This window comes from Delftia sp. UME58 (assembly GCF_014170385.1).
In the GTDB taxonomy this organism is placed as follows: Bacteria; Pseudomonadota; Gammaproteobacteria; order Burkholderiales; family Burkholderiaceae_C; genus Comamonas; species Comamonas acidovorans.
This window is the reverse complement of record NZ_LZZV01000096.1, coordinates 126,485-149,411: the sequence shown is the minus strand read 5'-3', so window position 1 is coordinate 149,411 and position 22,927 is coordinate 126,485. Positions and strand designations below refer to the sequence as shown.

The following is a 22,927-nucleotide window of genomic DNA, read 5'->3' as shown; positions in this document are numbered from 1 at the left end:
TAGAGAAGGAAGTTTGGAAATGAAACTCGCAGACAACAAAGCAACGCTGTCATTCAGCAACGGCGCTCCCAGCGTCGAGCTGCCCGTCTACCAGGGCAACGTCGGTCCCGACGTGGTGGACATCCGCAAGCTGTACGCGCAGACCGGCATGTTCACCTATGACCCGGGCTTCCTCTCTACCGCCTCGTGCCAGTCCGCCATCACCTACATCGATGGCGACAAGGGCGAGCTGCTGTACCGTGGCTACCCCATCGAGCAGCTGGCCAAGAACTGCGACTACCTCGAGACCTGCTACCTGCTGCTGTACGGCGAGCTGCCCAACGAGTCCGAGAAGGCCGACTTCGTCGAGCGCGTGACCAAGCACACCATGGTCAACGAGCAGATGCAGTTCTTCCTGCGTGGTTTCCGCCGTGACGCCCACCCCATGGCCGTCCTGACGGGTCTGGTCGGCGGCATGTCGGCCTTCTACCACGACAACATGGACATCAACAACGCCGAGCACCGCGACATCGCCGCGATCCGCCTGATCGCCAAGATGCCCACGCTGGTCTCCATGGCCTACAAGTACGGCATCGGTGCTCCGTACATGTACCCCAAGAACGACCTGAGCTACGCCGGCAACTTCATGCGCATGATGTTCGGCAACCCCTGCGAGGAGTTCAAGGTGAACCCCGTGGTCGAGCGCGCGCTGGACCGCATCTTCATCCTGCACGCAGACCACGAGCAAAACGCCTCCACCTCCACCGTGCGCCTGTGCGGCTCGTCGGGCACCAACCCCTTCGCCGCCATCTCGGCCGGCGTGGCCTGCCTGTGGGGCCCTGCCCACGGCGGCGCCAATGAAGCCTGCCTGAACATGCTCGAGTACCTGCAGGCCAACGGCGGCGTTGCCAAGGTCGGCGAGTTCATGGAACAGGTCAAGGACAAGAACAGCGGCGTCAAGCTGATGGGCTTCGGCCACCGCGTCTACAAGAACTACGACCCCCGCGCCAAGCTCATGCAGGAAACCTGCAATGAAGTGCTGGCCGAACTGGGCCTGGAAAAGGACCCCCTGTTCGCCCTGGCCAAGGAAGTCGAGAAGATCGCCCTGGAAGACGACTACTTCGTGCAGCGCAAGCTCTACCCGAACGTGGACTTCTACTCCGGCATCGTGCAGCGCGCCATCGGCGTGCCCGTGAACCTGTTCACCGGCATCTTCGCACTGGCCCGCACCGTGGGCTGGATCGCCCAGCTCAACGAGCAGATGGCCGACCCCGAGTACAAGATCGGCCGTCCCCGCCAGCTGTTCACGGGCTCCGTGTCCCGCAACGTCAAGCCGATCGGCCAGCGCTGAGCGCAGGTCCGAGCCTCAGCGGCCCGGCACCCAAAAGCCCCATGCCTTTGCATGGGGCTTTTTTCATCGCCGGGCCGCCCCAAGATGAAAAGCGTCCCCCTCGGGGGGCAGCGGACCTTGCGCAGCAAGGGTAGCGTGGGGGCCATTTTTCATGGGCGAGCCCCCCGCTCCAGAAGGCCGCGCCAGTCCTAGGGACACCATTTCCCCTATCGCGACATGTCCATTGATTGAGCCCATCCACCTTAAGGTGACCAGGACTCCATGCAACTGTCACCCGGTGAAGTCTTCAAACATCCCGAGGTAAGTTGGAAAATCTGACCGAAGCAGAAGGTGCAAACTGGAACCTTCCTAAGACCACACCATGAAGTACTACCAATTTTTTTGGGCAACAACTTCAGCGATGGTCATGGCCTCAACGATTCATGCTGCTGACGCCCGGTATTCTGCAAAGAACATCCAGAAAGCAGGGCCGGCTCCCGCCTTGAGTCACGGTCTGGTCTTCTCTTGCACGCCGGTTTCGGCAATGGCTATGACGCTTTATTCAACGCTTCGTGCGGCCGATGCCAGATAGCCGCTCAGGCACGCGCCACCGACCCGGCTGCAACGGCTGGCGGCCTGGTGAACAACCTGCTGGCCGGCTGCGCCGCCTGGCCTGAGAGCCAGGGCCAAGCCCCCTGCTTCACGCAGCGGCGCGGTTTCGCCGACAATGCCCCCCCGGCCCTCGTGGCCGGCCCTTTCTTGCGCCGGGGTTCCGGCCCCAGCCACTCCCTGCACACCATGAACTTTGCCTCCCTCGGCCTGAGCCCGGCGCTGGTCTCCAGCCTCCAAGACCTGGGCCTGGTCGATCCCACGCCCATACAGACCCAGTCCATCGCCCCCGTGCTTGCGGGCCGCGACCTCTGGGCCTGTGCGCCCACGGGCTCGGGCAAGACGGCCGCCTACCTGCTGCCGCTGCTGCAGCGCTGGATGGATGGCGGCAAGGCCCAGGGTGCCCAGGGCGGCTTTGTGCGAACCCTGACCACGCTGATCGTGGTGCCCACGCGCGAGCTGGCCCAGCAGGTCGGCGAGACGCTGTCCGACCTGGGCCGCGCGCTCAAGCAGCCGCCGCGCATCGGTGTGGTCTATGGCGGCGTGTCCATCAACCCGCAGATGATGATGCTGCGCGGCAGTGCCGACTTCCTGGTGGCCACGCCGGGCCGCCTGCTGGACCTGGTGGAGCACAACGCCGTGCGCCTGTCCGCCGTGCGCCACCTGGTGCTGGACGAGGCCGACCGCCTGCTGGACCTGGGCTTCCAGGAAGAGCTGCAGCGCGTGCTGGCCCTGCTGCCGAAGCAGCGCCAGACCCTGCTGTTCTCGGCCACCTATCCCGATGCCGTGCAATCGCTGGCCACGAGCCTGCTGCACGACCCCGTTCAGGCCCGCGTCGATGCCGCCGATGGCCAGGATGCCGCCAGCCCGCAAAGCATCACCCAGCGCGCCATTGCCGTGGACCGCGCGCGCCGCACGCAATTGCTGCGCCAGCTGGTGCAGGGCGACACCGCTGCGGGCACCGACCCTGTCACGCTCGAACGTGCCCTGGTCTTCGTGGCCACGCGGCACACGGCCGAACTGGTGGCTGAAAAGCTCTACAAGGCCGGCATCTTCGCCACGGCCTTCCATGGCGACCTGAGCCAGGGCGCACGCAAGGAAGCGCTGGCCGACTTCAAGGCCAAGCGCTGGCAGGTGATGATCACCACCGACCTGGCGGCGCGCGGCATCGACATCACCCAGCTGCCCCTGGTCGTCAACTACGACCTGCCGCGCTCGGCCACCGACTATGTGCACCGCATCGGCCGCACCGGCCGCGCGGGCGAGGACGGCACGGCCATCAGCTTCGTGACGCCGGCCGACCAGGCGCACTGGGCGCTGATCTGCAAGCGTAACCAGCTGGACCTTGAACTGGAGCAGCTGCCGGGCTTCGAGCCCACCGATCCCGTGCCGCCGCCTCCGGTGGCGCAGGACGGCAACGGCGGCATCAAGGGCCGCCGCCCCAGCAAGAAGGACAAGCTGCGCGCCGCGGCCGCCGAAGCAGCCGAGACCGCAAAAAAGAGCTGAGCGTTTCCGGTTCAGCCTGCGCCGCCGCGCCCACCAAAGCGATCCCGGTACGCCACGGGCGTGATGCCCAGGTGGCGCACGAACAGGTGGCGCAGCGCCTGCTCCGAGCCCAGGCCCACGCGTGCGGCCACGGTCTTGAGCGGCAGATGGGCCTGGCTTTCCAGCAGTTGCTTGCCCGCCTCCAGCCGCGCGCTCTCCACAAAGGCCGTGGGGCTTTGCCCGGTTTCCTGCTGGAACACGCGGCGCAGGTGGCGCTCGCTCATGTGCGCCTGTTCGGCCATCTGCTTGAGCGTCAGGGGCTCGGCCAGATGGGCCATCACCCACTGCTGCACGGCCTGCACGCCGCCGTGCTGCGCGGCCTGGGCCGCCAGCGGCACGCTGAACTGCGACTGCCCGCCGGGGCGCTTGAGGTACATGACCAGGTCACGCGCCACCTCCAGCGCCAGCGCGTGGCCGAAATCCTCTTCCACCACGGCCAGGGCCAGGTCGATGCCGGCCGTCACGCCGGCCGAGGTCCACAGCTGGCGGCTGCCTTCGCCATCGCGGATTTCCTCGCGCAGGTAGATGGCATCGGCATCGACCTGCACGCGCGGATGGCGCTGGGCCAGTTGCGCCGTCACGCTCCAGTGCGTGGCCGCGCGCCGGCCGTCCAGCAAGCCCGCCTCGGCCAGGAAGAAGCTGCCCGAGCACAGCGAGATCAGCCGCTGCACGCGCGGCGCCACGCGGCCCAGCCAGGCGACCAGCTCGGCCGAGCCGCCCAGCACCTGCTCGATATGGCGCGAGCCCACGACGACCACGGTGCAGCCCGTGCCTGCGGCTTCCAATTCGGCCAGCGTGTGGGTGGCGTCCAGCGCCATCAGCGTGTCCGAGCGCACGGAGCCGCGCCGCTGCGAGACCACGCGCACCTCGTAGCCATCGCTGTGCCCGCGCGCGCGCAGGTGCACGTTGGCATAGTCGAACACCGACATGGGCCCTATGGCCTCCAGCGCCTTGAAGCCGGGGTAGACGACAAGATCGACGCGGTGGGCGCTGGCGTGGCGGTGGTCCATGGGAAACGGCTTGCCCGGAAGGCTGTCAGGGTGGGAGGAATGGGGCGGACTATACGAAAAGACGCAAGCACCCACGGCCAGCAGGCCCGGCCGAAGCCGGCCACACCCCTCAGATTCGGACATATCACCTGAGGCTGCGGCCATGATGCGGCCGGGCCGCCCGGCCATGGCCTACATTCAAGGCTTCGCGGAGCGCGCGCCCTGCCGTTCCTGAGCCACCCCGACAGAAAGACACGCCCATGAAATCCAAAGCCGCCGTCGCCTTCAAGGCTGGAGAACCCCTGCAGATCGTCGAGATCGACGTGGCCCCCCCGAAGAAGGGCGAGGTCCTGATCAAGATCACCCACACCGGCGTCTGCCACACCGACGCGTTCACGCTGTCGGGCGATGACCCCGAAGGCATCTTCCCCGCCGTGCTCGGCCATGAAGGCGCGGGCATCGTCGTCGAGGTCGGCGAAGGCGTGACCAGCGTGAAGCCCGGCGATCACGTCATCCCGCTGTACACCGCCGAATGCGGCGAATGCCTGTTCTGCAAGAGCGGCAAGACCAACCTGTGCGTTTCCGTGCGCGCCACCCAGGGCAAGGGCCTGATGCCCGACGGCACCACGCGCTTTTCGTACAACGGCGAGCCCATCTACCACTACATGGGCTGCTCCACCTTCAGCGAATACACCGTGGTCGCCGAAGTCTCGCTGGCCAAGATCCACCCCGACGCCAACCCCGAGCAGGTCTGCCTGCTGGGCTGCGGCGTGACCACGGGCCTGGGTGCCGTCAAGAACACCGCCAAGGTCCAGGAAGGCGACACCGTGGCCGTGTTCGGCCTGGGCGGCATCGGCCTGGCCGTGATCCAGGGCGCCAAGCTGGCCAAGGCCGGCCGCATCATCGCCGTGGACACCAACCCCTCCAAGTTCGATCTGGCCCGCACCTTCGGCGCCACCGACTGCGTGAATCCCAAGGATTTCGACAAGCCCATCCAGCAGGTCATCGTCGAGATGACGGGCTGGGGCGTGGACCACAGCTTCGAGTGCATCGGCAATGTCAACGTGATGCGTGCCGCACTGGAATGCGCGCACCGCGGCTGGGGCCAGTCGGTCATCATCGGCGTGGCCGGCGCGGGCCAGGAAATCTCCACCCGCCCCTTCCAGCTGGTGACGGGCCGCAAGTGGCTGGGCACGGCCTTCGGCGGCGTCAAGGGCCGCAGCGAGCTGCCCGGCATGGTCGAGCAGGCCATGAGCGGCGAGATCCAGCTGGCCCCCTTCGTCACGCACACCATGGGCCTGCCGGAGATCAACGAGGCTTTTGACCTGATGCACGAAGGCAAGTCCATCCGCTCCGTCGTCGTGTACTGAGGCTCCCCCTGAGGCGCTGCGCGCCTTCCCCCTCTCTGCTCGCTACGCGAGGGAGGGGGACGACGCACTCGGCTGGGCGCCCCCGCCGCGAGGCGGCTCTTGCTCGGCGCCTCTCGCCTGGGCAGCGCCAGTTTCATGGGCCGTTGACCGTGTATAGCGTATCAACTCCCATCTTTGAATGCTGCACGCACCGCTTGCCAAGGTGCCCGTAGCATTTTTCTTTTTGAGGAACACCATGTCCGCACTGCCGCCCCTGGAACTCAAGAACGCCCATGCCTGCTTCGGCGGCGCACAGCGTTTCTACGAGCATTTCTCCGCCGAGATCGGCCTGAACATGAAGTTCTCGGTCTTCCTGCCGCCCAAGGCCGTGGCCGGCGAGAAGGTGCCCGCCGTGCTCTACCTGGCCGGGCTGACCTGCACCGAAGAAACCTTCATGACCAAGGCCGGCGCCCAGCGCCTGGCCGCCGAGCTGGGCATTGCGCTGATCGCGCCCGACACCAGCCCGCGCGGCGCAGGCCTGCCCGGCGAGGCCGATGCCTGGGACTTCGGCGTGGGCGCGGGCTTCTACCTGGACGCCACCACCAAGCCCTGGGCACTGCACTGGCGCATGGAAAGCTATCTGCTGGGCGAGCTGCTGCCGCTGATCGCCGCGCGCCTGCCCATCGACGCCGAGCGGCTGGGCATCTTCGGCCACTCCATGGGCGGCCACGGCGCGCTCACGCTGGCGCTGCGCCATCCGGGCCGCTTCAAGAGCCTGTCGGCCTTCGCGCCCATCGCCAACCCCGTCCACTGCCCCTGGGGCCAGAAAGCCTTCTCAGGCTACCTGGGCGATGACCGCAAGGCCTGGGAAGCCCATGACGCCAGCTGCCTGATGGCCGCCCAGACCCAGGCGCCCTACCCGGCCGGCATCCTCGTGGACCAGGGCCTGGCCGACAAGTTCCTGATCGAAAAGCAGCTGCTGCCCGAAGCCTTCGAGGCCGCCTGCGCCCAGGCCGGCCAGCCGCTGACGCTGCGCCGCCACGGCGGCTACGACCACGGCTACTACTTCATCCAGAGCTTCATCGACGACCATCTGCGCCACCATGCAAAGCAGTTGAGTACCCCCTGAGGCGCTTCGCGCCTTCCCCCTCTCTCGCTTCGCGGGAGGGGGACGACACCCTCGGTGCGGGGCGGGGCGGGGCGGCGCGACCGGCCTAGGCCCTTCCTCGGTGCCCCTGAGTTGGGCCGCGCCAGTTCCAAAGGGTGATGCGCCACAGGTGCAGGGCAGCTTGCCTCAACCTGGCCTATGGCCAGCGCGCATGTCCTGCGCAATACGCTCCAGTACCTGGGGCAGGTCCTTGACGCTGGCGATCACGTGGTGGGCGCCGGCTGCGCGCAGCTTGGCCTCGGCGCGGGCCATGCGTTCGCGCACTTCTTCGGCGGGAGCGGCGGCCAGTTCGGCGGGGGAGTAGCCGACCTCGTTGCCGGACAGGGTCAGGCCCACGGTCCACATGCCGGCGTTGCGGCCTTCCTCGATGCCGGGCACGGTGTCGTCCACCTTCACGCAGGCGCGCACGTCGCCGATGCCCAGCGCCAGCACGTTGGCCAGCGCCATGAAGGGGCCGGGGCGACCGCCTGCGGCCATTTCATCGCCGGCCACCACATGGTCGGGCGCCAGGCCGTTGGCGGCCGCCTGGGGCAGCAGCTGGTTCAAGACTTCACGCGGATAGCCCGAGCACGAGCCCACCTTCAGGCCCTGCGCGCGCAGCCAGCCCAGCAGCTCGGGCGCGCCTTCGATCGGTGCCGAGAACTCGCCGACCTTGGCGATCTGCATGGGCATGAAGCGTGCGTAGATGGCGTCCACGTCGGCGTCGCCAGGCGGCTGGCCGAAGGCCTTGTGCCATTGCGCGCGGATGCCCTCGTCCTGCAGCAGCTCGTGGATGTGCTGCCACTTGGACAGGCCCATGGGGCCGCGTGCCTGGGCCAGGGTGATGGTGATGTCGAAGCTGGCAAAGGCCTCGACAAAGATCTGCGTGGGCGCCAGCGAGCCGAAATCGACCAGGGTGCCGGCCCAGTCGAAGATGACGGCCTGCAGCGGCGACAGATCGGCGGCGGCGGTGGAGACGTTGGTGTGGTTCATGGTGCTTTTTGACAAGGAAAGAGGTTCAAACGGAAGAGGGCCGTACGCGCCTGTTCATTCCAGCGTGCGGATGAAATTGCGCCCGCGCGGGCCGGATGCGGCCGACTGCAGCAGCTGCTGCCACTCATCCCCGGGCAGGCCGTAGTGGGCGGGATCGGTGGCCACGCCCAGGCCTTCGAGGAAGTTGCGCAGGCGCTGCACGGCCAGCTCGCCCGTGGCGGCATCGAAGATGGACAGCAGGGCCGCGTCGGCCTCGTCGTCGGCGCCCAGGGCCATCTCCAGCACCAGCGGCAGGCTGAACGAGCAGGCAATGCCGTGGGCCACGCCATGGCGCAGCGTGATGTCGTAGGACAGCGAATGCGCCAGCGCCGTGCGGGTGTTGGAGAAGGCCAGGCCCGCCATCAGGGCGGCCTCGGCCATGCTGTTTCGCAGCGGCAGGCTGCCCAGGTCCTGCATCAGTGCGGGCAGCGTGGCCAGGGTGCGGCGCGCGGCGTTCACGGCCAGGGCCGTGGAGACGGGATTGCGGTGCCGGTTCCAGATGGACTCCAGCGCATGCGACAGCGCATCCAGCCCCGAGGCCAGCGTGGCGCCGGCCGGCAGGCTTTGCATGAGCTGCGCGTCGATGATGGCGGCCTCGGGCCAGGTCCAGTGCTGGTGCAGCGAGTGCTTGCGGCCAGCGGCCTGGTCCCAGATCGTGGCCCAGGGCGTGACCTCGCTGCCCGTGCCGGCCGTGGTGGGAATGGCGATCAGCGCCTTGTGGCCTGCGGCCGGCAGGGCCAGCCCCTGCTCCAGGGCCTGCAGCAGTTCGCCGAAACGCCGCGTGGGCGTAGCGCACATCAGCGCCTTGGCCGAGTCAATGGCGCTGCCGCCGCCCAGGGCCACGATGCACGGGACCTCGGCGTATTCGCGGTGCACGCGGTCATACAGCGGGGCCAGCCACTGCACATCGGGGTTGGGCGCAATGCCGTCCACCACGCCGCGCAGCCGGCTGCCCAGCCGTTGGCGCAGCTGCTGCACCAGGCCCAGGGATTCGGCCTCGGGAAACGTCACCAGCAGGCAGTCGCGCCCGGCCAGCAGTTCGGGCAGGCGGTCCAGGCGGCCGGGGCCGGCATGGATGGCAACGGGGTTGTGATAGGTCCACACAAATCGGTCCTTTGAATGAAACGGGGGCGCCGGGAAAAGCGCTGCCCTCAATGGCGGGTGCCCTGCTGGATGCGGCGGCGCAGCCAGTGGGAGACGAGATCGGCGGCGATCACCATCACCGTGATGACCACGATGCAGGTGGCCGTCTCCTGGTAGCGGAACAGCTTGAGGCTGCCGACCAGCTCGAACCCCAGCCCGCCCGCGCCCACCATGCCCAGCACCGTGGCCGAGCGCAGGTTGACCTCGAAGCGGTAGAGCACGACCGCGATCCAGGCCGTGATGGCCTGCGGTATCACGCCGAAGACGATGAGCTGCAGTTGCGTGGCGCCTGCGCTGCGCAGGGCCTGCAGCGGGCCGTCGTCGATCTCTTCGATGCTCTCGGCGAAGAACTTGCCCAGCATGCCCATGCCGTGCAGCGCCAGGGCCAGCACGCCGGGGAATGGACCCAGGCCCACGGCCGAGACGAAGACCAGCGCCAGGATCAGTTCGTTGATGCTGCGCACCACGTTCAGGAACTGCCGCGTGATGCGCCGCAGCCAGTGCCAGCCATGCAGGTTGCTGGCCGCGATGAAGGACAGCGGCAGCGCCAGCACCACGGACAGCAGCGTGCCCCAGATGGCGATCTGCACCGTCTCCAGCGCGGGCGCCATCAGGCGCGGCAGCATGCTCCAGTCCGGCGGCACGGAGCGCGCCACGAAGTCTGCGATCTGGGGCATGCCTGCCGCCAGTTCGCCCCAGCTCATCTGCGCGCCGCCCGCGCTCCAGTGCAGCACCCAGGCGATGGCCAGGGCCGCAGCCGCATAGCCGGTCCAGCCCAGGGCACCATGGGGGCGCGGCGCGGTCCATTGCCAGCGGTCGCGCGGCTCGGGGCTCCAGGAATTGGCGCTGGTCATCACAGTCCTCCTGCGGGCGCGCTGGCCCGCATCCACGAGGCAGGCACCGGCGCCTGCGCATGCAGGCCGGCAGGCCCTATGGCCGCCGTGCCCGGAGGTGTGCCCGGTTCTGCGCCCTGCCCTGCGCCTTGCCCTGCAGTGGGCTGCGCATGGTAGATGGCCTGCAGCGCGGCCTCGTCCAGCGCCTGCGGCGATCCGTCAAAGACCATGCGGCCCTGGGCCAGGCCCAGCACGCGGTCGCCGAACTCCCGCGCGTAGTCCACCTGGTGCAGGTTGCAGACCACGGCAATGCCCAGCTCGCGCGTGGCATCGCGCAGGTACTGCAGCACGCTGCGCGCGGTCTTGGGGTCCAGGCTGGCCACGGGCTCGTCGGCCAGGATGACCTGGGGCTGCTGGGCCAGCGCGCGGGCAATGCCCACGCGCTGCATCTGCCCGCCCGACAGCGCCTCGGTGCGCTCCAGCGCCTTGTGGGCCAGGCCCACGCGCTCCAGGCACTGGTCGGCCAGGCGGATATCGCTTTCGCGGAACAGTTGCAGCACCGAGGCCAGGGTGCCGGTCTGGCCCAGGCGGCCGGTCAGCACGTTCTTGCGCACCGACAGGCGCGGCACCAGGTTGTGGTGCTGGAAGACCATGGCCACGTGGCGAGCCAGCTCGCGCCGGCTGTGCCTGCCGCCGCCCGGCATCAGGTCCATGCCGCCCACCTCCAGCGTGCCGCTGTCGGCGCGGGCCAGGCCGTTCATGCAGCGCAGCAGCGTGGACTTGCCGGCCCCCGACAGGCCCAGCATGACGACGAACTCGCCAGGCTGCACATCCAGGTCGATGCCATGCAGCACGTGGTTGCTGCCATAGCTCTTGCGCAATTGGCGGATGCGGATCATTTCATGCTCCCCAGGTCGAGCTTGAGCGCCTTGGCCGTCTGGCGTACCACGTCGTAGGCCTTGTCATCCGTGGCCGCGAAGCCGTCGAGCACGCCCTGGTCGCCCCAGGGCAGGTCCTTGACCTCGGCCAGGGCCGCAGCCACCTTCTGCTTGGTGCCGGCGTCCAGGTTCTTGCGCCAGGTCATGGGCGACTCGGGGATGGGCTGGGAGCGCCAGACGATCTGGAAGTCCTCGCGCTTGACCAGGCCCTTGCTCACGGCCGAGTCGAAGATGCGGTCGGCCACGGCCGCCGCATCCACCTTGCCGTTGGCCACGGCCATGATGCTGGCGTCGTGCGAGCCCGAGAAGATCACGCGCGAAAAGCCCTTGTCCGCATCGAAGCCCTCGGCCATCAACCCGGCCTTGGGAAACAGGTGGCCCGACGCCGAGGTCGGGTCCACAAAGGCAAAGCTGCGGCCCTTGAGATCGACCACGCTGGCCGGGCCCTTGTCCTTGCGGGAGATCACCATGCTGTGGTACGCGCTCTTGCCCGTCTTCTTGGTCACGGCCACGGCAAAGGCCTCGGCGCCTGCCACCTGGCTGGCCAGCACGTACGAGAACGGGCCGAGGAAGGCGATGTCGATCTTGTTGGAGCGCAGCGCCTCGATCACGCCGTTGTAGTCATTGGCCACGAAGGGCCGCACCTTCATGCCGGTGCGGGTGGCCAGCTGGTCCATGACCTGCTGGCTGGCGCGGATCATGGCCTGCGCGTCCTCCGAGGGGATCAGGCCCACGCGCAGCTCGGCGGGCTGGGCAAAGGCGGCAGTGGTAGCAGTGGCGGCGGTGGCGGCCAGGGCCAGCACGGCGCCGGCATGGCGCAGCCAGGTCTTGCGGTTCATCTTCATGGGAGCGTTCCTTTGCATCAGGTCAGGCACATCGGCAGATCGGTGGATCCGTGAATCGCCGGCCAAATCGCCAGGCGGGTGGGGATGGCTGAATGCTAGGAGCGACATATTTCTGCCATGTGAAAGTTTCAGAATCGGTTTTGACAGCATCCATAGACAAAACCTTGAGATACCGACTTTCGTGAGCAACGCCCGCTACCGCGCCTTCATCGCCGTCGCCCACCATGGCAGCCTCAGCGCCGCCGCCCGCGCACTGGGCGTGAGCCAGCCCACCATCTCCACCCAGATCGCCACGCTGGAGCGCCAAAGCCAGATCGAGCTGTTCCACCGCCGCGGCTACCGCATGACGCTCACGGGCGCAGGCGCCAGACTGCTGCCCATGGCGCAGAAAATCATGGCGCTGGAGGCCGAGGCCGAGTTCTTCCTGCGCGACTCGGGGCAGCTGCACCAGGGCGAGCTCAAGATCGGCGCCGTGGGGCCCTTCCATGTGATCGAAATGGTGGCCGCCTACCGCGCACGGCACCCGGGCATGCAGCTGTCCATCCGCATGGGCAACTCGCAGCAGGTGCTGGCCGACCTGGAACGCTACGACACCGACGTGGCCGTGCTCGCCGGCCTCTACGACCGCCCGGAGCTGCTGGCACGCGAGTACGCGCGCCACGCCATCGTGCTGTTCGCCCATGTCGCCCATCCCTTCGCGCGGCGCAGCGAAATCGCGCTGTCCGAACTGCAGGGCCAGCCTTTGCTGCTGCGCGAGCACGGCTCGACCACGCGCACCGCGCTGGAATCGGCGCTGCAGGCCGCCGGCGTGCAGCCGCGCACCGAGCTGGAGATCGGCAGCCGCGAAGCCATACGCGAAGCCGTGGCGCGCGGCCTGGGACTGGGCGCCGTGTCCGAAGCCGAATTCATCCCCGACCCGCGCTTTCGCCCGCTGCGCATCGCGGGCGACCCGGCCAGCACCACCACCTATGTCTATTGCATGCGCGAGCGCAGCGACAGCCTGCTGGTGAGGTCTTTTCTGGAGGCGATTTGAGGACCGCGCCGGGCCACCTCGGCAACCCGCCTCAGCCCTCCACCCTGATTCCGCGCGCCTGGATCAGCCGGGCCCACTTTGCCCGCTCATCGCGCATGAAGGCGTCAAAGCGCTGCGGCGTCCCCCCTCCATCCTCTGCGCCGAACTCTTCGAGCTTGGCCACCACTTCGGGCATGGCCAGGATGCGGTTGACGTCCGCATTGATGCGGGCCACCAGATCGGCGGGCATTCTTGCGGGGCCCACCAGGCCGAACCAGATGCTCGCGTTGAACCCGGAATAGCCCTGCTCCGCCACGGTGGGAATCTCCGCGAAGGCCTTGGCGCGCTTCACACCCGTCTGCGCCACTGCATGGACTTTTCCTCCCTTGATGAAGGGCGCTGCCGTGGTCATCCCCTCGAACGCGTAGTCGATCTGGCCGCCCAGCAGATCCGTCATCACGTTCGACGCGCCCTTGTACGGGATATGGAGCGCGGACACCGCCGCAGTCTGCTCGAACAGCGCCAGCGCAAGATGCTGGGCCGACCCCGTGCCCGAGGAGCCGAAGCTGACCTCCCCCGGCCTTTGCTTCAATGCAGCCAGCAGGCCCTGCATGGTGGCGGAAGCCTTGGGGCTGGCAACCAGGACCTGCGGGGTCTGGCCCACAAGGGCGATGGCGGAGAAGTCCCGCTCCGGCGAGAAGCCGAGCCTGGGGTTGAGCGCAGGGGCAATGCCCAGGGCATTGATGTGGCCCATCATCAACGTCTGCCCATCGGGCGCGGCCCTGGCGGCCTCGGCGGCGGCAATCAGCCCCGCCGCGCCTGGCCGGTTCTCGACGATGACGGGAATGGCCCACAGCTGGTTGAGCCGGTTGGCGATGATCCGCGCCAGGATGTCCGTGCCGCCGCCTGCCGAGAAGCCGACGAGGATTTTGACCGGGCCCGCTGGCGGCCTGGCCTGTGCAAAGCCCGGATGGGCATGCAGGGCGGTGGCTGCGGCGACCGAGGTCAGGAACTGTCTGCGTTGCATGGCTTGTCTCCTTGGATGATGGGCTGGCGGCGGTCTTACGCCACCGAGGTCCAGCGGCCGAACCGGGACACCTGCGCCTCGTCGAAATTGAAGCCGAGCCCCGGCGTCTGGTGCAGCACGACACGGCCCTTTTCCTGTGCCAGCTGGCGGTCCAGCAGGCGGCGGAAGTTCAGCACCTGGTCATCCCAGAAGAACTCGACATAGCGCGCATTGGGGGTCGCGGCCACCAGCGGCGCGTGTACATCGTGGAACCAGTGCGGACACATCTGCAGCCCATAGCCCGCCGCCATGGCGGCGATGCGCTTCCACTCGGTAATGCCCCCGCAGACAGCAGCGTCGGTCTGCAGGATGGATGCGGCGCCCATGTCGAGCAGATGCTTGTGGTACCAGCGGCCATAGCCGATTTCCGCGGTGGCCACGGGAATGCGGGTGAGCTTTGCCAGGCGGGCGTGGCTTTCGACATCGTCGGGGCTGAACGGCTCCTCGATGAAATAGGGGTCGTATGCCTCCATGCGGCGCAGGTATTGCATGGCCTGCACGGTATCCACCCAGCCGTTGTTGCAGTCCAGCATGAGCTCCACGTCAGGGCCGATGGCCTCGCGCGCCGCCTTCACGCGCGACTCCTCGCCCTGGGGCGACCAGCGGCCGGTCTTCATCTTCACGGCCTGAAAGCCCAGCTCGACATAGCCGGCCATCTCCTCGCCGACATGGCCGGCGGTCTTGCCGTCCACGTAGTAGCCGCCGCTGGCATAGGCGGGCACCGTGTCCAGTTCCACCGCGCCCAGGTACTTGTGCAAAGGCAACTGGGCGGTGCGGGCATTGAGATCCCACAGCGCAATGTCGAGTGCGCTCAGTGCGCGCATCACGGTGCCCATGCGGCCTTGCAGCAGCGCCTCCTGGTACATCTCCTTCCACAGCCCTTCGACGGCCAGGGAATCGCGGCCCAGCAGCACAGGACCGAGCAGCTGCTCGACCGCGACGCGGAACAGCTCGCCCGCCGCATTGCCGACATAGCAAAAGCCGATGCCTTCGACGCCGTCGCTGCTGCGGACCTTGACCAGCCCGTAGTGGCGGTCGACCACGGTGCGGTTCGACAGATAGGTGACCTTGTCCAGCGGCACGCGGGCAACGCAGACTTCAATGGATTCGATGAGGGGCATGTGCTCTCCTGACATGGTTTGGAAGCGGGAACGAGCGAACTTTGCGCTTCAGGAGATCTGCAACAAAGATGGTGTCCCATGGTTCAGATGACGCAAAATGCGTCGCATGGATTCGCGCTTTCTCCAGAGCTTCATTGCCGTCGTGGACTGCGGCTCGATGGCCGACGCCGCGCGCAGGCTGGACCTGCCGCCCACCACCGTGGCCCAGCAGATGCGTGCGCTGGAGGCCGACGTGGGCTGTGCACTGCTCACGCGGGTGGGCCGGACGGTGCGGCCCACCGTCGTGGGCGCCCGGATCGTGGAGCATGCGCGGGAGGTGCTCAAATCCGTGGAGAACCTGAGGTCGGCGGCCTCGGCCACCGAGCTTCCCGCTGGCCCCCTGAGGCTGGGGGCAACGCCCACGGCGCTGATGGGCCTGGTGCCCCCGCTGCTGCGCCGGTGGATGAGCGCCCATCCGGCCGTGCGCGTCTACATCGAACCCGGCACCTCCTCACTGCTGCTGGACCAGGTGCAGGCCGGCCATCTGGATGCGGCCATCCTTGTGCACCCCGCCTTCGCCATGCCCAAGACCTGCGAATGGCGGCTGATGCGCAGCGAGGCGCTGATTCTTCTCGCGCCCCGGGACATGAAGGTGCGCGATCCGCTGCTCACGGCCGCACGCGAGCCCTTCATCCAGTACGACCGCAAGGTGGTGGCGGGAAAAATGGCGGATGAATACCTGCGGGGCCACGGCATCAAGCCGAAGGTCCGCTTCGAGCTGGACGGCATCGAGCAGATCGCACAGCTGGTTGCGGAAGGCTTCGGTGTCTCCATCCTGCCGGACTGGCCCGTGCTGGGACCGCCGGATGCCAGGACGCGCCGATGGCCGCTGCCCCCTCCGAGCCCGTCCCGCGAAGTGGGCATGGTGTGGCTGCGCTCGTCGGTGCGCTCCCCGCTGGCAGCCGCCTTGTCCGAGCTGATCGATTCCCGCTAGCGGACCATGCCCTGACCTGTGCCTGGCACGCAGGCTCTCAGAACAGGCTGCGCTGCGGCAGCAAAAGCGACGGGTGGTAGAGGCTGCAATCGAGCCGCAGAGGCTCGCGGTTGAATCCATGCCGACGGCAGGCCAGGGCGAAGCGCTGGCGCAGCAGCTCGGCCCAGTGGCCCGTGCCCTTCATGCGCTGGCCGAACTCGGCGTTGTAGACGCGGCCGGCCTCGCGCTGCTCGCCCTGGATGCCGTGCAGGTCGCGCACGCGCTCCATCACGCGGCGGGCGCGGTCGGGGTAGTGCACCTGCAGCCATTGCTCGAACAGCGGCGCCACTTCCCAGGGCAGGCGCAGCACGGCGTAGAAGGCGTGGCGCGCGCCTGCGTCGGCGGCCGCCTCCAGCACCTTCTCCAGGTCTTCGTTGATGAAGGGAATCTGCGGTGCCAGGCTCACGCCCACGGGCACGCCCGCCTCGGTCAGCGCGCGGATGCTGCGCAGCCGGCGGTGCGGCGCGGCGGCGCGCGGCTCCAGGTGGCGTGCCAGGTCTGCGTCCAGCGTGGTCAGCGTGATATGCACCGAGGCCAGGCCCTGGCGCGCCAGCGGGGCCAGCAGGTCCAGGTCACGCTCCACCCCGCTGCCCTTGGTGACGATGGAAAACGGGTGGCGCGCCTCGGCCAGCACCTCGATCAGGCGGCGCGTCAGCCCCAGCTCGCGCTCCACGGGCTGGTAGCAGTCGGTGACCGAGCCCAGCATCACGGGCGCGGCCACATGGCTGGCGCGCGACAGCTCGGCGCGCAGCAGCTCGGGCAGGTTCTGCTTGGCGATGAGCCGGGTCTCGAAGTCCAGCCCCGGCGACCAGCCCAGGTAGCTGTGCGTGGGCCGGGCATAGCAATAGATGCAGCCATGCTCGCAGCCCCGATAGGGATTGAGCCCCATGTGAAACGGCAGGTCGGGCGACTGGTGGCGGCTCAGCGCCGAGCGAGCCTGCTCCCAGCGCAGTTCGGTGCGCAGGGGGGCGGCTTCCTCGCCTTCGGCCGGCGCCTCAAGGCTGCCCCAGCCGTCATCGAAGGCCTCGCGCGGGTCGGTGGTGAAGCGGTGCGCCAGTTGGCTGGCTGCGCCCCGGCCCTTGAGGGCGTGCAGGGGCACCTGGGCCGTATGGCGGGGCGTGGAAGGACTGAGAGGCATGAATTAACTGTATATAAATACAGCATAAACAACAAGCGCTCCCGGCATGCCTGCCGTTGCGAAATGGGTTTTTCCAGATTGGCAAGTACCCGCATCAATCCGCACCGCGCCGTGCGGGTTCGCTTGGCAGAACGCACACGGGCCTGCACAATGGCCTTATCGCACCAACTTGGTGCTTTTCTCTTTTCTGAAGATGCCTTGGCCCGGACAACCGCGTTGCCCGGGCTTTTGTCCGTTTGGGCGCCGCTGCCCTTCACTGCAGCCACGGCGCAAGCACACAAGGGAGCCAACACCATGGAGCGCAAGCCCCACATCATTATTTCGTCCCTGGACCTGGAGCGCATCGAGGCCCTGCTGGACAAGCAGCCCGCATTCCCCGGCCGCGACGCGCTCGAGGCCGAGCTGGACCGGGCCGACGTGCTCGAGCCCAAGGAAATGCCGCCCAACGTGGTGACCATGAACTCCACCGTGCGCTTCACGCTGCTGGAGTCGGGCAAGACCAGTACGCTGACCCTGGTCTATCCCAAGGAGATGGATGGCAGCTCCGACAAGGTATCGGTCTTCGCTCCCGTGGGCATTGCCCTGCTGGGCCTGAGCGTGGGCGACCAGTCGCGCATGCCGGGTCCTTCCGGCCAGGTCACCGTGCGTGTGGATGCCATCGATTTCCAGCCGGAAAGCGCGGGCGAGCTGCACCGCTGAACGCCGACCGGCTTGATGCGAAAAAGGCAGCCAACCGGCTGCCTTTGTTGTTTGTGGAGTAACGCACCTTAGCGCAGGCCCGCCACAAACGCCGCGATCAGGCCTGTGCCCACCAGGCCGGCCTGCCAGCGCAGCGCCATGTGCCAGCTGGGAACGTGGCGTTCCACGCGCTCGTACAGCAGATGGCCGGCCGCAATCGACAGCGCAAAGGCCGTGCACATGCCCAGCAGGGCGGCGGGAACGGACTGTGGCCAGAAATGGCTTTCCACGGCATTGACCAGCAGGCAGACCGAGAAGTGCACGAGAAACACCGAGTAGGAAATCTTGCCCAGCCGGCGCAGCGGCGCCCAGCCTTGCGCCTGGGCGAATGCAGGGCTGCGCATGGCCACGACCAGGGCCAGCGCCGTGGCACCGGCCAGCGCGATGCGGTCGCGCCACTCCAGTGCCAGTGCCGCCACGACCAGGGCCACGATCAGCAGGGACCAGCTCCAGGCCGTCGAGGACTTGTCCGCATGCGCGGCCCAGTAGGCCAGCATGCCCAGGCCGTAGGCGCCAAAGAAGTACGGCGCCCACACGTCCCATTGCGCATCCAGATTGAAGCCCAGCAGCGAAGCGGTCACGCCGATCACCACCAGCGCCTGCGCCACGCTCAGCGCCCAGGGCCAGCAGCGTGACAGGGCGTCGCCGCCAAAGCGGCGGCGCAGCAAGGCACCGCCCCAGCGCGTGCCGGCCAGCAGCAGCGCAGTCAGCGCAAACAGCTGGAAGTCGATGGACACATACCAGACGCCCGCGGACAGCGACTCCTCGCCCACGATGTTCTGCAGCAGCAGCGCATGCGCCACCAGTTGCCAGAGATCGGGCTCGCCCGACACCGAGGCATGGTCGAACCAGGGCCGCACGGCGGCCGAGACCACGATGGCCACGACCAGCGCCACCGCATAGGGCACGACCAGACGCACGAAGCGGCGCCCGATGCGCGACCACGGATCGCTGTGCTGGCCGTGGCCTTGCGGCGCCATGCTGGCTGCCGCCAGGTAGCCGCCCAGCACCAGGAAGATCTGCACGGCCATGCGCGCATATTCATAGAGCCAGTCGATGAGGTCCGGCGCGGCCGGATGGGCGATATCGGACATGGGGCCGTAGAAGGCCAGGTGGTGCCAGATGATGGCGGCACAGGCCAGGCCCTTGGTGCAGTCGATCAGCGCACTGCGGCTAGCGTGGGACATGGGGCAATCTGTAGTCGGTACGGGGCGGGAAGGCGCAGGGCCCGGGCCGCCTGGCCGCAAGCCCGCAAAGGCGCCATTGTGCGCCTTTTGGACGCGACTTGCAGAAAGCTGACACATCGCTTCCCAAGCCGCCCGGAGCGTGCCGCGCACGCGCAGGCACAATGCATGCCATGACGCAATCCAAACCTCTTCCGGCGTTGAACCGGCAGTTCGTCTCGCACTTCGGCGAGATGGGCAGCCGCTGGGGCATCAACCGCACGGTAGGCCAGATCTACGCACTGCTGTTTCTTTCGCCCGAGCCGCTCAATGCCGACCAGATCGCCGAGACGCTGGAGTTCTCGCGCTCCAACGTGAGCATGGGGCTCAAGGAATTGCAGGCCTGGCGCCTGGTGCAATTGCGCCACCAGCCCGGCGACCGGCGCGAGTATTTCGAGGCGCCGCAGGATGTCTGGGAAATCTTCCGCCGCCTGGCCGAGGAACGCCGCCGCCGCGAGATCGAGCCCACCCAGTCCATGCTGCGCGCCGCCATGCTGGAGGAAGTCACCACCGAAGAGGAACGCTACGCCCAGCAGCGCATGCGCGACATGTACGAGCTGATCGACCGGCTGATGAACTGGTTCGACGACGTGCAGCGCCTGTCGCCCGAGACCGCCATGCAGCTCATGGGCATGGGCACGGCCGTGACGCGGCTGCTGGATCTGAAGGACCGCATCACGGGCGGCAAGGGCCGCGCCAAGGCGGATGACACCGACGATTGAACACGGCAACGCTGCGTACAAAAAATAAGCTCCCCTCGGGAGCTCATCGTGTTTTCAGCAATGCTTCATTGGCAACAAGAGCGCTAAAACCGGCGCGACCCAAACTCAGAGACGCCGAGCAAGAGCCGCCTCGCGGCGAGGGCGTCGTCCCCCTCCCCCGCGAAGCGGGTAGAGAGGGGGAAGCCGCGCAGCGGCTCAGGGGGAGCCTCATTTCTCCCGGGCCAGGAGTTCGCGGCGCGTGGCCTCGTCATCCATCAGTTCGTACCACATCGCGTTGAGCACCGCGAAGGCGGCCGCCAGCGGCAGGCCGAGCAACCAGGCGAAGTACCACATGGTGTTGTGTCCTTTCTTGACGTTGACTGTCGTTTCTTGATTCGGTGGATCAGTACGAGTGGCCACGGCCCTCGATGATGGCCATCGGGTCGACCTTGCCGCGCAGCACGCTGTAGACCCAGCTGGTGTAGGCCACGATGAGGGGCACGAAGATCAGCGCGCACACCAGCATGATGAACAGCGTCACATGGCTGGACGAAGAGTCCCAGACCGTGAGGCTGTGCTGCGGGTTCAGCGACGAGGGCAGGATGAACGGGAACATGGACGCCCCCACGCTGGCGATGATGCCCGCAATGCCCAGGCCGCTGGACAGCAGGGCCAGCCACTCGCGGCGCAGCCACAGGCCCAGCGCCGCCAGCAGCGGCATCAGCAGGCCGATGGCCGGCACGGCCCAGAGCACGGGCCGGGCCTGGTAGTTGGCGAACCAGGCGCCCGCCTGCAGCGCAGCCGTCTTGAACAGAGGGTTGGACGGGCCGGTGGTGTTGATCTCGCTGGTGATGCGGTAGCCATTGAGCGCGGCCAGCCATACGCCGGCCGCCGCGAACAGCACCGTGGTGGCGACGGCAGCCACCATGCCGAAGCGGCGCGCGCGCGCGGCCACATCGCCCTCGGTCTTGAACACCAGCCAGGACGCACCATGCATGAGCAGCATGCACAGCGACACCAGGCCGGCGAGCAGCGCAAACGGGTTGAGCAGGCCGAAGAACGTGCCCTCGTAGTAGATGCGCATGTCGGGTGCCAGGCGGAAGGGCACGCCCTGCAGCACATTGCCCAGGGCCACGCCGAAGATCAGCGCGGGCACCACGCCGGCCATGCACAGCACGGCATCCCAGCGCGCGCGCCAGGCCGGCTCCTCCCGCTTGCTGCGGAACTTGAAGGCCACGGGGCGCAGGATCAGCGCCACCAGGGCCGCGAACATGGCCAGGTAAAAGCCCGAGAACGAGACGGCATACAGCTGTGGCCAGGCCGCGAAGATGGCACCGCCGCCCAGGATGAGCCAGACCTGGTTGCCTTCCCAGACCGGGCCCAGGGCATTGATGACGACGCGGCGCTCCACATCGGTCCTGGCGGCCAGGGGCAGCAGCGCGGCCGCGCCCAGGTCGAACCCGTCGGTGACGGCGAAGGCGATGAGCAGCACGCCCAGCAGGCCCCACCACAGCAGACGCAGGATGTCGTAGCTGATCAGTTCGTGAAGAATCATGGTCTCAATCTCCCCTGGTCATTGCCCGCGGGCGAGTTTTTGCATCAACGGGAAGTAGGTGGTCAGGTGCGGCGCACTTTCCTCCTGCGGTCCCTTGCGGATGGCCTTCACCATGAGCTTCATCTCGATGACGAAGAGCACGGAGTAGATGGCGATGAAGCCGGCAATCGTCAGCAGCAGCGTGCCCGCGCCCAGGTTGGACACGGCCAGCGCCGTGGGCAGCACGCCTTCGATGATCCAGGGCTGGCGGCCCACCTCGGCCACGATCCAGCCGCATTCGGCCGCGATCCAGGGCAGGGGAATGGCGATCACGGCCAGCTTGAGCATCCACGGATGGGCATCCAGCTTGCGCCGTACCGACAGCCAGAAGAAGGCGGCCGTGAGCGCGATGAAGAACATGCCCAGCCCCACCATGATGCGGAAGGCCCAGAACAGCGGCCCCACGGCCGGCACGGTGTCCCACGCGGCCTGGGCGATCTGCGCGTCCGTGGCCTGGCGCGGGTCGTCCAGGTAGCGCTTGAGCAGCAGCGCGTAGCCCAGTTGCCCGCCCTTGTCCTCGAAGACGGCCTTGGCCTCGGCCGGCACCTGGCCCGTGGGGCCGGCGGCGCGGATGGCCTCCAGTGCGCCATAGGCCTCGATGCCGTTGCGGATGTACTGCTCGGTACGCTGGACCAGGTCGTTGATGCCGGGAATCTCGGTGGTCAGCGAGCGCGTGCCGATCAGGCCCATGGCCCAGGGAATGTGCACGGCGTAGTGCGTCTCGCGTGCGGCCTTGTCGGGGAAGCCGAAGGCCGTGAAGGCGGCCGGTGCGGGCTCGGTGTCCCACATGGCCTCGATGGCGGCCAGCTTCATCTTCTGGTGCTCCGAGGACAGGTAGCCGCTTTCATCGCCCAGCACCACCACCGACAGCGCGGCGGCCAGGCCGAACGAGGTGGCCACCGTCATGGAGCGGCGCGCCAGCTGGATGTGCCGGCCCTTGAGCAGATACCAGGCCGAGACGCCCAGCACGAAGAGGGCCGCCGTCACGTAGCCGGCCGAGACCGTGTGCACGAACTTGGCCTGGGCCACGGGGTTGGTCAGCACGGCAAAGAAGTCGGTGACCTCCATGCGCATGGTCTGCGGGTTGAACGCTGCGCCCACGGGGTTTTGCATCCAGCCATTGGCGATCAGGATCCACAGCGCCGAGAAGTTCGAGCCCAGGGCCACGCACCAGGTGGTCACCAGGTGACCCACCTTGCTCAGGCGGTCCCAGCCGAAGAAGAACAGGCCCACGAAGGTGGCTTCGAGGAAGAAGGCCATCAGCCCCTCGATGGCCAGCGGCGCGCCGAAGATGTCGCCCACGTAGTGGCTGTAGTAGCTCCAGTTCATGCCGAACTGGAACTCCATCACGATGCCCGTGGCCACGCCCATGGCGAAGTTGATGCCGAACAACGTGCCCCAGAACTTCGTCATGTCGCGCCAGATGGTGCGGCCCGTCATCACGTAGACGGTCTCCATGATGGCGATGATCACGGCCAGGCCGATGGTCAGCGGCACGAACAGGAAGTGGTAGAGCGCCGTTACCGCGAACTGCAGCCGCGATAGATCGACGATGTCGAGGTCCATGGTGAGATCCTTTCTCT

General features: G+C 67.6%; 22 protein-coding genes. 9 read left to right on the top strand and 13 right to left on the bottom strand.

What is annotated here, in order from left to right; genetic code table 11:
- The first annotated feature begins 19 nt into the window (after nucleotides 1–19).
- The 3 genes from A9976_RS23730 (at nucleotide 20) to A9976_RS23720 (ending at nucleotide 3,424) form a co-directional block, all read left to right on the top strand.
- The gene (locus A9976_RS23730; RefSeq protein ID WP_183021029.1) at nucleotides 20–1,330 is read left to right on the top strand and encodes a citrate synthase; all 1,311 of its coding nucleotides are present in this window, start codon (nucleotides 20–22) and stop codon (nucleotides 1,328–1,330) included.
- A 361-nt stretch (nucleotides 1,331–1,691) separates the two neighbouring features.
- The gene (locus A9976_RS23725) at nucleotides 1,692–1,901 is read left to right on the top strand and encodes a hypothetical protein (RefSeq protein WP_183021028.1); all 210 of its coding nucleotides are present in this window, start codon (nucleotides 1,692–1,694) and stop codon (nucleotides 1,899–1,901) included.
- A 206-nt stretch (nucleotides 1,902–2,107) separates the two neighbouring features.
- On the top strand, nucleotides 2,108–3,424 hold the full coding sequence (locus tag A9976_RS23720; protein ID WP_183021027.1) for a DEAD/DEAH box helicase: 1,317 nt from the start codon (nucleotides 2,108–2,110) through the stop codon (nucleotides 3,422–3,424).
- An 11-nt stretch (nucleotides 3,425–3,435) separates the two neighbouring features.
- Here the strand turns inward: A9976_RS23720 and A9976_RS23715 are convergent, their stop codons facing one another.
- Complete coding sequence (locus tag A9976_RS23715; protein ID WP_183021026.1) at nucleotides 3,436–4,473, bottom strand: GlxA family transcriptional regulator; 1,038 nt, start codon at nucleotides 4,471–4,473, stop codon at nucleotides 3,436–3,438.
- Nucleotides 4,474–4,712: 239 nt separating this feature from the next.
- On the opposite strand from A9976_RS23715, the gene A9976_RS23710 reads away from it, so the two are divergent.
- The gene (locus A9976_RS23710; protein WP_183021025.1) at nucleotides 4,713–5,822 is read left to right on the top strand and encodes an S-(hydroxymethyl)glutathione dehydrogenase/class III alcohol dehydrogenase; all 1,110 of its coding nucleotides are present in this window, start codon (nucleotides 4,713–4,715) and stop codon (nucleotides 5,820–5,822) included.
- A gap of 235 nt (nucleotides 5,823–6,057) precedes the next feature.
- Nucleotides 6,058–6,930, top strand: a complete 873-nt coding sequence (gene fghA / locus A9976_RS23705) for an S-formylglutathione hydrolase (protein ID WP_310889409.1) — start codon at nucleotides 6,058–6,060, stop codon at nucleotides 6,928–6,930.
- Between the two features lie 165 nt (nucleotides 6,931–7,095).
- Here fghA and phnX read toward each other — a convergent pair whose 3' ends face one another.
- From phnX to phnD, 5 genes are read right to left on the bottom strand one after another with little or no spacing between them, the layout of a single operon-like run.
- The gene (gene phnX, locus A9976_RS23700) at nucleotides 7,096–7,941 is read right to left on the bottom strand and encodes a phosphonoacetaldehyde hydrolase (RefSeq protein WP_183021024.1); all 846 of its coding nucleotides are present in this window, start codon (nucleotides 7,939–7,941) and stop codon (nucleotides 7,096–7,098) included.
- 54 nt (nucleotides 7,942–7,995) lie between these two features.
- Entirely contained in the window at nucleotides 7,996–9,084 is a 1,089-nt protein-coding gene (psrA, locus tag A9976_RS23695) for an iron-containing alcohol dehydrogenase PsrA (RefSeq protein ID WP_183021023.1), read from the bottom strand.
- Nucleotides 9,085–9,131: 47 nt separating this feature from the next.
- Complete coding sequence (gene phnE / locus A9976_RS23690) at nucleotides 9,132–9,977, bottom strand: phosphonate ABC transporter, permease protein PhnE (RefSeq protein WP_013803443.1); 846 nt, start codon at nucleotides 9,975–9,977, stop codon at nucleotides 9,132–9,134.
- Entirely contained in the window at nucleotides 9,977–10,855 is an 879-nt protein-coding gene (gene phnC / locus A9976_RS23685; RefSeq protein ID WP_183021022.1) for a phosphonate ABC transporter ATP-binding protein, read from the bottom strand. The genes phnE and phnC overlap by 1 nt, the downstream gene beginning before the upstream one ends.
- Nucleotides 10,852–11,739: a phosphonate ABC transporter substrate-binding protein gene (gene phnD / locus A9976_RS23680; protein WP_183021021.1), complete on the bottom strand. Its 888-nt coding sequence runs from the start codon at nucleotides 11,737–11,739 to the stop codon at nucleotides 10,852–10,854. The genes phnC and phnD overlap by 4 nt, the downstream gene beginning before the upstream one ends.
- Before the next feature lie 181 nt (nucleotides 11,740–11,920).
- On the opposite strand from phnD, the gene A9976_RS23675 reads away from it, so the two are divergent.
- Nucleotides 11,921–12,772 carry a LysR substrate-binding domain-containing protein gene (locus A9976_RS23675; protein WP_183021020.1) on the top strand — a complete coding sequence of 284 codons (852 nt, stop codon included), beginning with the start codon at nucleotides 11,921–11,923 and terminating at the stop codon, nucleotides 12,770–12,772.
- A gap of 31 nt (nucleotides 12,773–12,803) precedes the next feature.
- Here the strand turns inward: A9976_RS23675 and A9976_RS23670 are convergent, their stop codons facing one another.
- Nucleotides 12,804–13,778, bottom strand: coding sequence for a tripartite tricarboxylate transporter substrate binding protein (locus A9976_RS23670; protein ID WP_183021019.1), 975 nt, complete (start codon nucleotides 13,776–13,778; stop codon nucleotides 12,804–12,806).
- Nucleotides 13,779–13,813: 35 nt separating this feature from the next.
- Complete coding sequence (locus tag A9976_RS23665) at nucleotides 13,814–14,938, bottom strand: mandelate racemase/muconate lactonizing enzyme family protein (protein ID WP_065347633.1); 1,125 nt, start codon at nucleotides 14,936–14,938, stop codon at nucleotides 13,814–13,816.
- A gap of 106 nt (nucleotides 14,939–15,044) precedes the next feature.
- Here A9976_RS23665 and A9976_RS23660 point away from each other — a divergent pair, with 106 nt between their 5' ends.
- Nucleotides 15,045–15,911 carry a LysR family transcriptional regulator gene (locus A9976_RS23660; RefSeq protein WP_100566198.1) on the top strand — a complete coding sequence of 289 codons (867 nt, stop codon included), beginning with the start codon at nucleotides 15,045–15,047 and terminating at the stop codon, nucleotides 15,909–15,911.
- A 37-nt stretch (nucleotides 15,912–15,948) separates the two neighbouring features.
- Here the strand turns inward: A9976_RS23660 and A9976_RS23655 are convergent, their stop codons facing one another.
- On the bottom strand, nucleotides 15,949–17,088 hold the full coding sequence (locus tag A9976_RS23655; protein WP_183021018.1) for a PA0069 family radical SAM protein: 1,140 nt from the start codon (nucleotides 17,086–17,088) through the stop codon (nucleotides 15,949–15,951).
- A 294-nt stretch (nucleotides 17,089–17,382) separates the two neighbouring features.
- Between A9976_RS23655 and rnk the strand changes: the two genes are divergently transcribed.
- Entirely contained in the window at nucleotides 17,383–17,787 is a 405-nt protein-coding gene (rnk, locus tag A9976_RS23650; RefSeq protein ID WP_183021017.1) for a nucleoside diphosphate kinase regulator, read from the top strand.
- 68 nt (nucleotides 17,788–17,855) lie between these two features.
- Here rnk and A9976_RS23645 read toward each other — a convergent pair whose 3' ends face one another.
- Nucleotides 17,856–19,013 carry an acyltransferase gene (locus A9976_RS23645; RefSeq protein ID WP_183021016.1) on the bottom strand — a complete coding sequence of 386 codons (1,158 nt, stop codon included), beginning with the start codon at nucleotides 19,011–19,013 and terminating at the stop codon, nucleotides 17,856–17,858.
- Nucleotides 19,014–19,174: 161 nt separating this feature from the next.
- Between A9976_RS23645 and A9976_RS23640 the strand changes: the two genes are divergently transcribed.
- Nucleotides 19,175–19,771: a GbsR/MarR family transcriptional regulator gene (locus A9976_RS23640; protein ID WP_012204320.1), complete on the top strand. Its 597-nt coding sequence runs from the start codon at nucleotides 19,175–19,177 to the stop codon at nucleotides 19,769–19,771.
- 207 nt (nucleotides 19,772–19,978) lie between these two features.
- Here the strand turns inward: A9976_RS23640 and cydX are convergent, their stop codons facing one another.
- From cydX to A9976_RS23625, 3 genes are read right to left on the bottom strand one after another with little or no spacing between them, the layout of a single operon-like run.
- Nucleotides 19,979–20,104, bottom strand: a complete 126-nt coding sequence (gene cydX, locus A9976_RS23635; protein WP_012204319.1) for a cytochrome bd-I oxidase subunit CydX — start codon at nucleotides 20,102–20,104, stop codon at nucleotides 19,979–19,981.
- Between the two features lie 49 nt (nucleotides 20,105–20,153).
- The gene (cydB, locus tag A9976_RS23630; protein ID WP_183021015.1) at nucleotides 20,154–21,305 is read right to left on the bottom strand and encodes a cytochrome d ubiquinol oxidase subunit II; all 1,152 of its coding nucleotides are present in this window, start codon (nucleotides 21,303–21,305) and stop codon (nucleotides 20,154–20,156) included.
- 18 nt (nucleotides 21,306–21,323) lie between these two features.
- Nucleotides 21,324–22,910 (bottom strand): cytochrome ubiquinol oxidase subunit I, encoded by a 1,587-nt coding sequence (locus tag A9976_RS23625; RefSeq protein ID WP_183021014.1) that lies wholly within the window; start codon nucleotides 22,908–22,910, stop codon nucleotides 21,324–21,326.
- Nucleotides 22,911–22,927: the final 17 nt, after the last annotated feature.

What these genes read in the sequence shown, in the direction of transcription:
- A9976_RS23720 (WP_183021027.1), top strand. Translation starts at nt 2,108, where the DNA reads ATGAACTTTGCCTCCCTCGGCCTGAGCCCGGCGCTGGTCTCCAGCCTC.
- cydB (WP_183021015.1), bottom strand. Translation starts at nt 21,305, where the DNA reads ATGATTCTTCACGAACTGATCAGCTACGACATCCTGCGTCTGCTGTGG.
- A9976_RS23625 (WP_183021014.1), bottom strand. Translation starts at nt 22,910, where the DNA reads ATGGACCTCGACATCGTCGATCTATCGCGGCTGCAGTTCGCGGTAACG.
- A9976_RS23670 (WP_183021019.1), bottom strand. Translation starts at nt 13,778, where the DNA reads ATGCAACGCAGACAGTTCCTGACCTCGGTCGCCGCAGCCACCGCCCTG.
- A9976_RS23655 (WP_183021018.1), bottom strand. Translation starts at nt 17,088, where the DNA reads ATGCCTCTCAGTCCTTCCACGCCCCGCCATACGGCCCAGGTGCCCCTG.
- phnC (WP_183021022.1), bottom strand. Translation starts at nt 10,855, where the DNA reads ATGATCCGCATCCGCCAATTGCGCAAGAGCTATGGCAGCAACCACGTG.
- A9976_RS23710 (WP_183021025.1), top strand. Translation starts at nt 4,713, where the DNA reads ATGAAATCCAAAGCCGCCGTCGCCTTCAAGGCTGGAGAACCCCTGCAG.
- phnX (WP_183021024.1), bottom strand. Translation starts at nt 7,941, where the DNA reads ATGAACCACACCAACGTCTCCACCGCCGCCGCCGATCTGTCGCCGCTG.
- A9976_RS23715 (WP_183021026.1), bottom strand. Translation starts at nt 4,473, where the DNA reads ATGGACCACCGCCACGCCAGCGCCCACCGCGTCGATCTTGTCGTCTAC.
- A9976_RS23665 (WP_065347633.1), bottom strand. Translation starts at nt 14,938, where the DNA reads ATGCCCCTCATCGAATCCATTGAAGTCTGCGTTGCCCGCGTGCCGCTG.
- rnk (WP_183021017.1), top strand. Translation starts at nt 17,383, where the DNA reads ATGGAGCGCAAGCCCCACATCATTATTTCGTCCCTGGACCTGGAGCGC.
- A9976_RS23645 (WP_183021016.1), bottom strand. Translation starts at nt 19,013, where the DNA reads ATGTCCCACGCTAGCCGCAGTGCGCTGATCGACTGCACCAAGGGCCTG.
- A9976_RS23730 (WP_183021029.1), top strand. Translation starts at nt 20, where the DNA reads ATGAAACTCGCAGACAACAAAGCAACGCTGTCATTCAGCAACGGCGCT.
- phnE (WP_013803443.1), bottom strand. Translation starts at nt 9,977, where the DNA reads ATGACCAGCGCCAATTCCTGGAGCCCCGAGCCGCGCGACCGCTGGCAA.
- A9976_RS23660 (WP_100566198.1), top strand. Translation starts at nt 15,045, where the DNA reads ATGGATTCGCGCTTTCTCCAGAGCTTCATTGCCGTCGTGGACTGCGGC.
- A9976_RS23725 (WP_183021028.1), top strand. Translation starts at nt 1,692, where the DNA reads ATGAAGTACTACCAATTTTTTTGGGCAACAACTTCAGCGATGGTCATG.
- phnD (WP_183021021.1), bottom strand. Translation starts at nt 11,739, where the DNA reads ATGAAGATGAACCGCAAGACCTGGCTGCGCCATGCCGGCGCCGTGCTG.
- cydX (WP_012204319.1), bottom strand. Translation starts at nt 20,104, where the DNA reads ATGTGGTACTTCGCCTGGTTGCTCGGCCTGCCGCTGGCGGCCGCCTTC.
- A9976_RS23640 (WP_012204320.1), top strand. Translation starts at nt 19,175, where the DNA reads ATGCATGCCATGACGCAATCCAAACCTCTTCCGGCGTTGAACCGGCAG.
- fghA (WP_310889409.1), top strand. Translation starts at nt 6,058, where the DNA reads ATGTCCGCACTGCCGCCCCTGGAACTCAAGAACGCCCATGCCTGCTTC.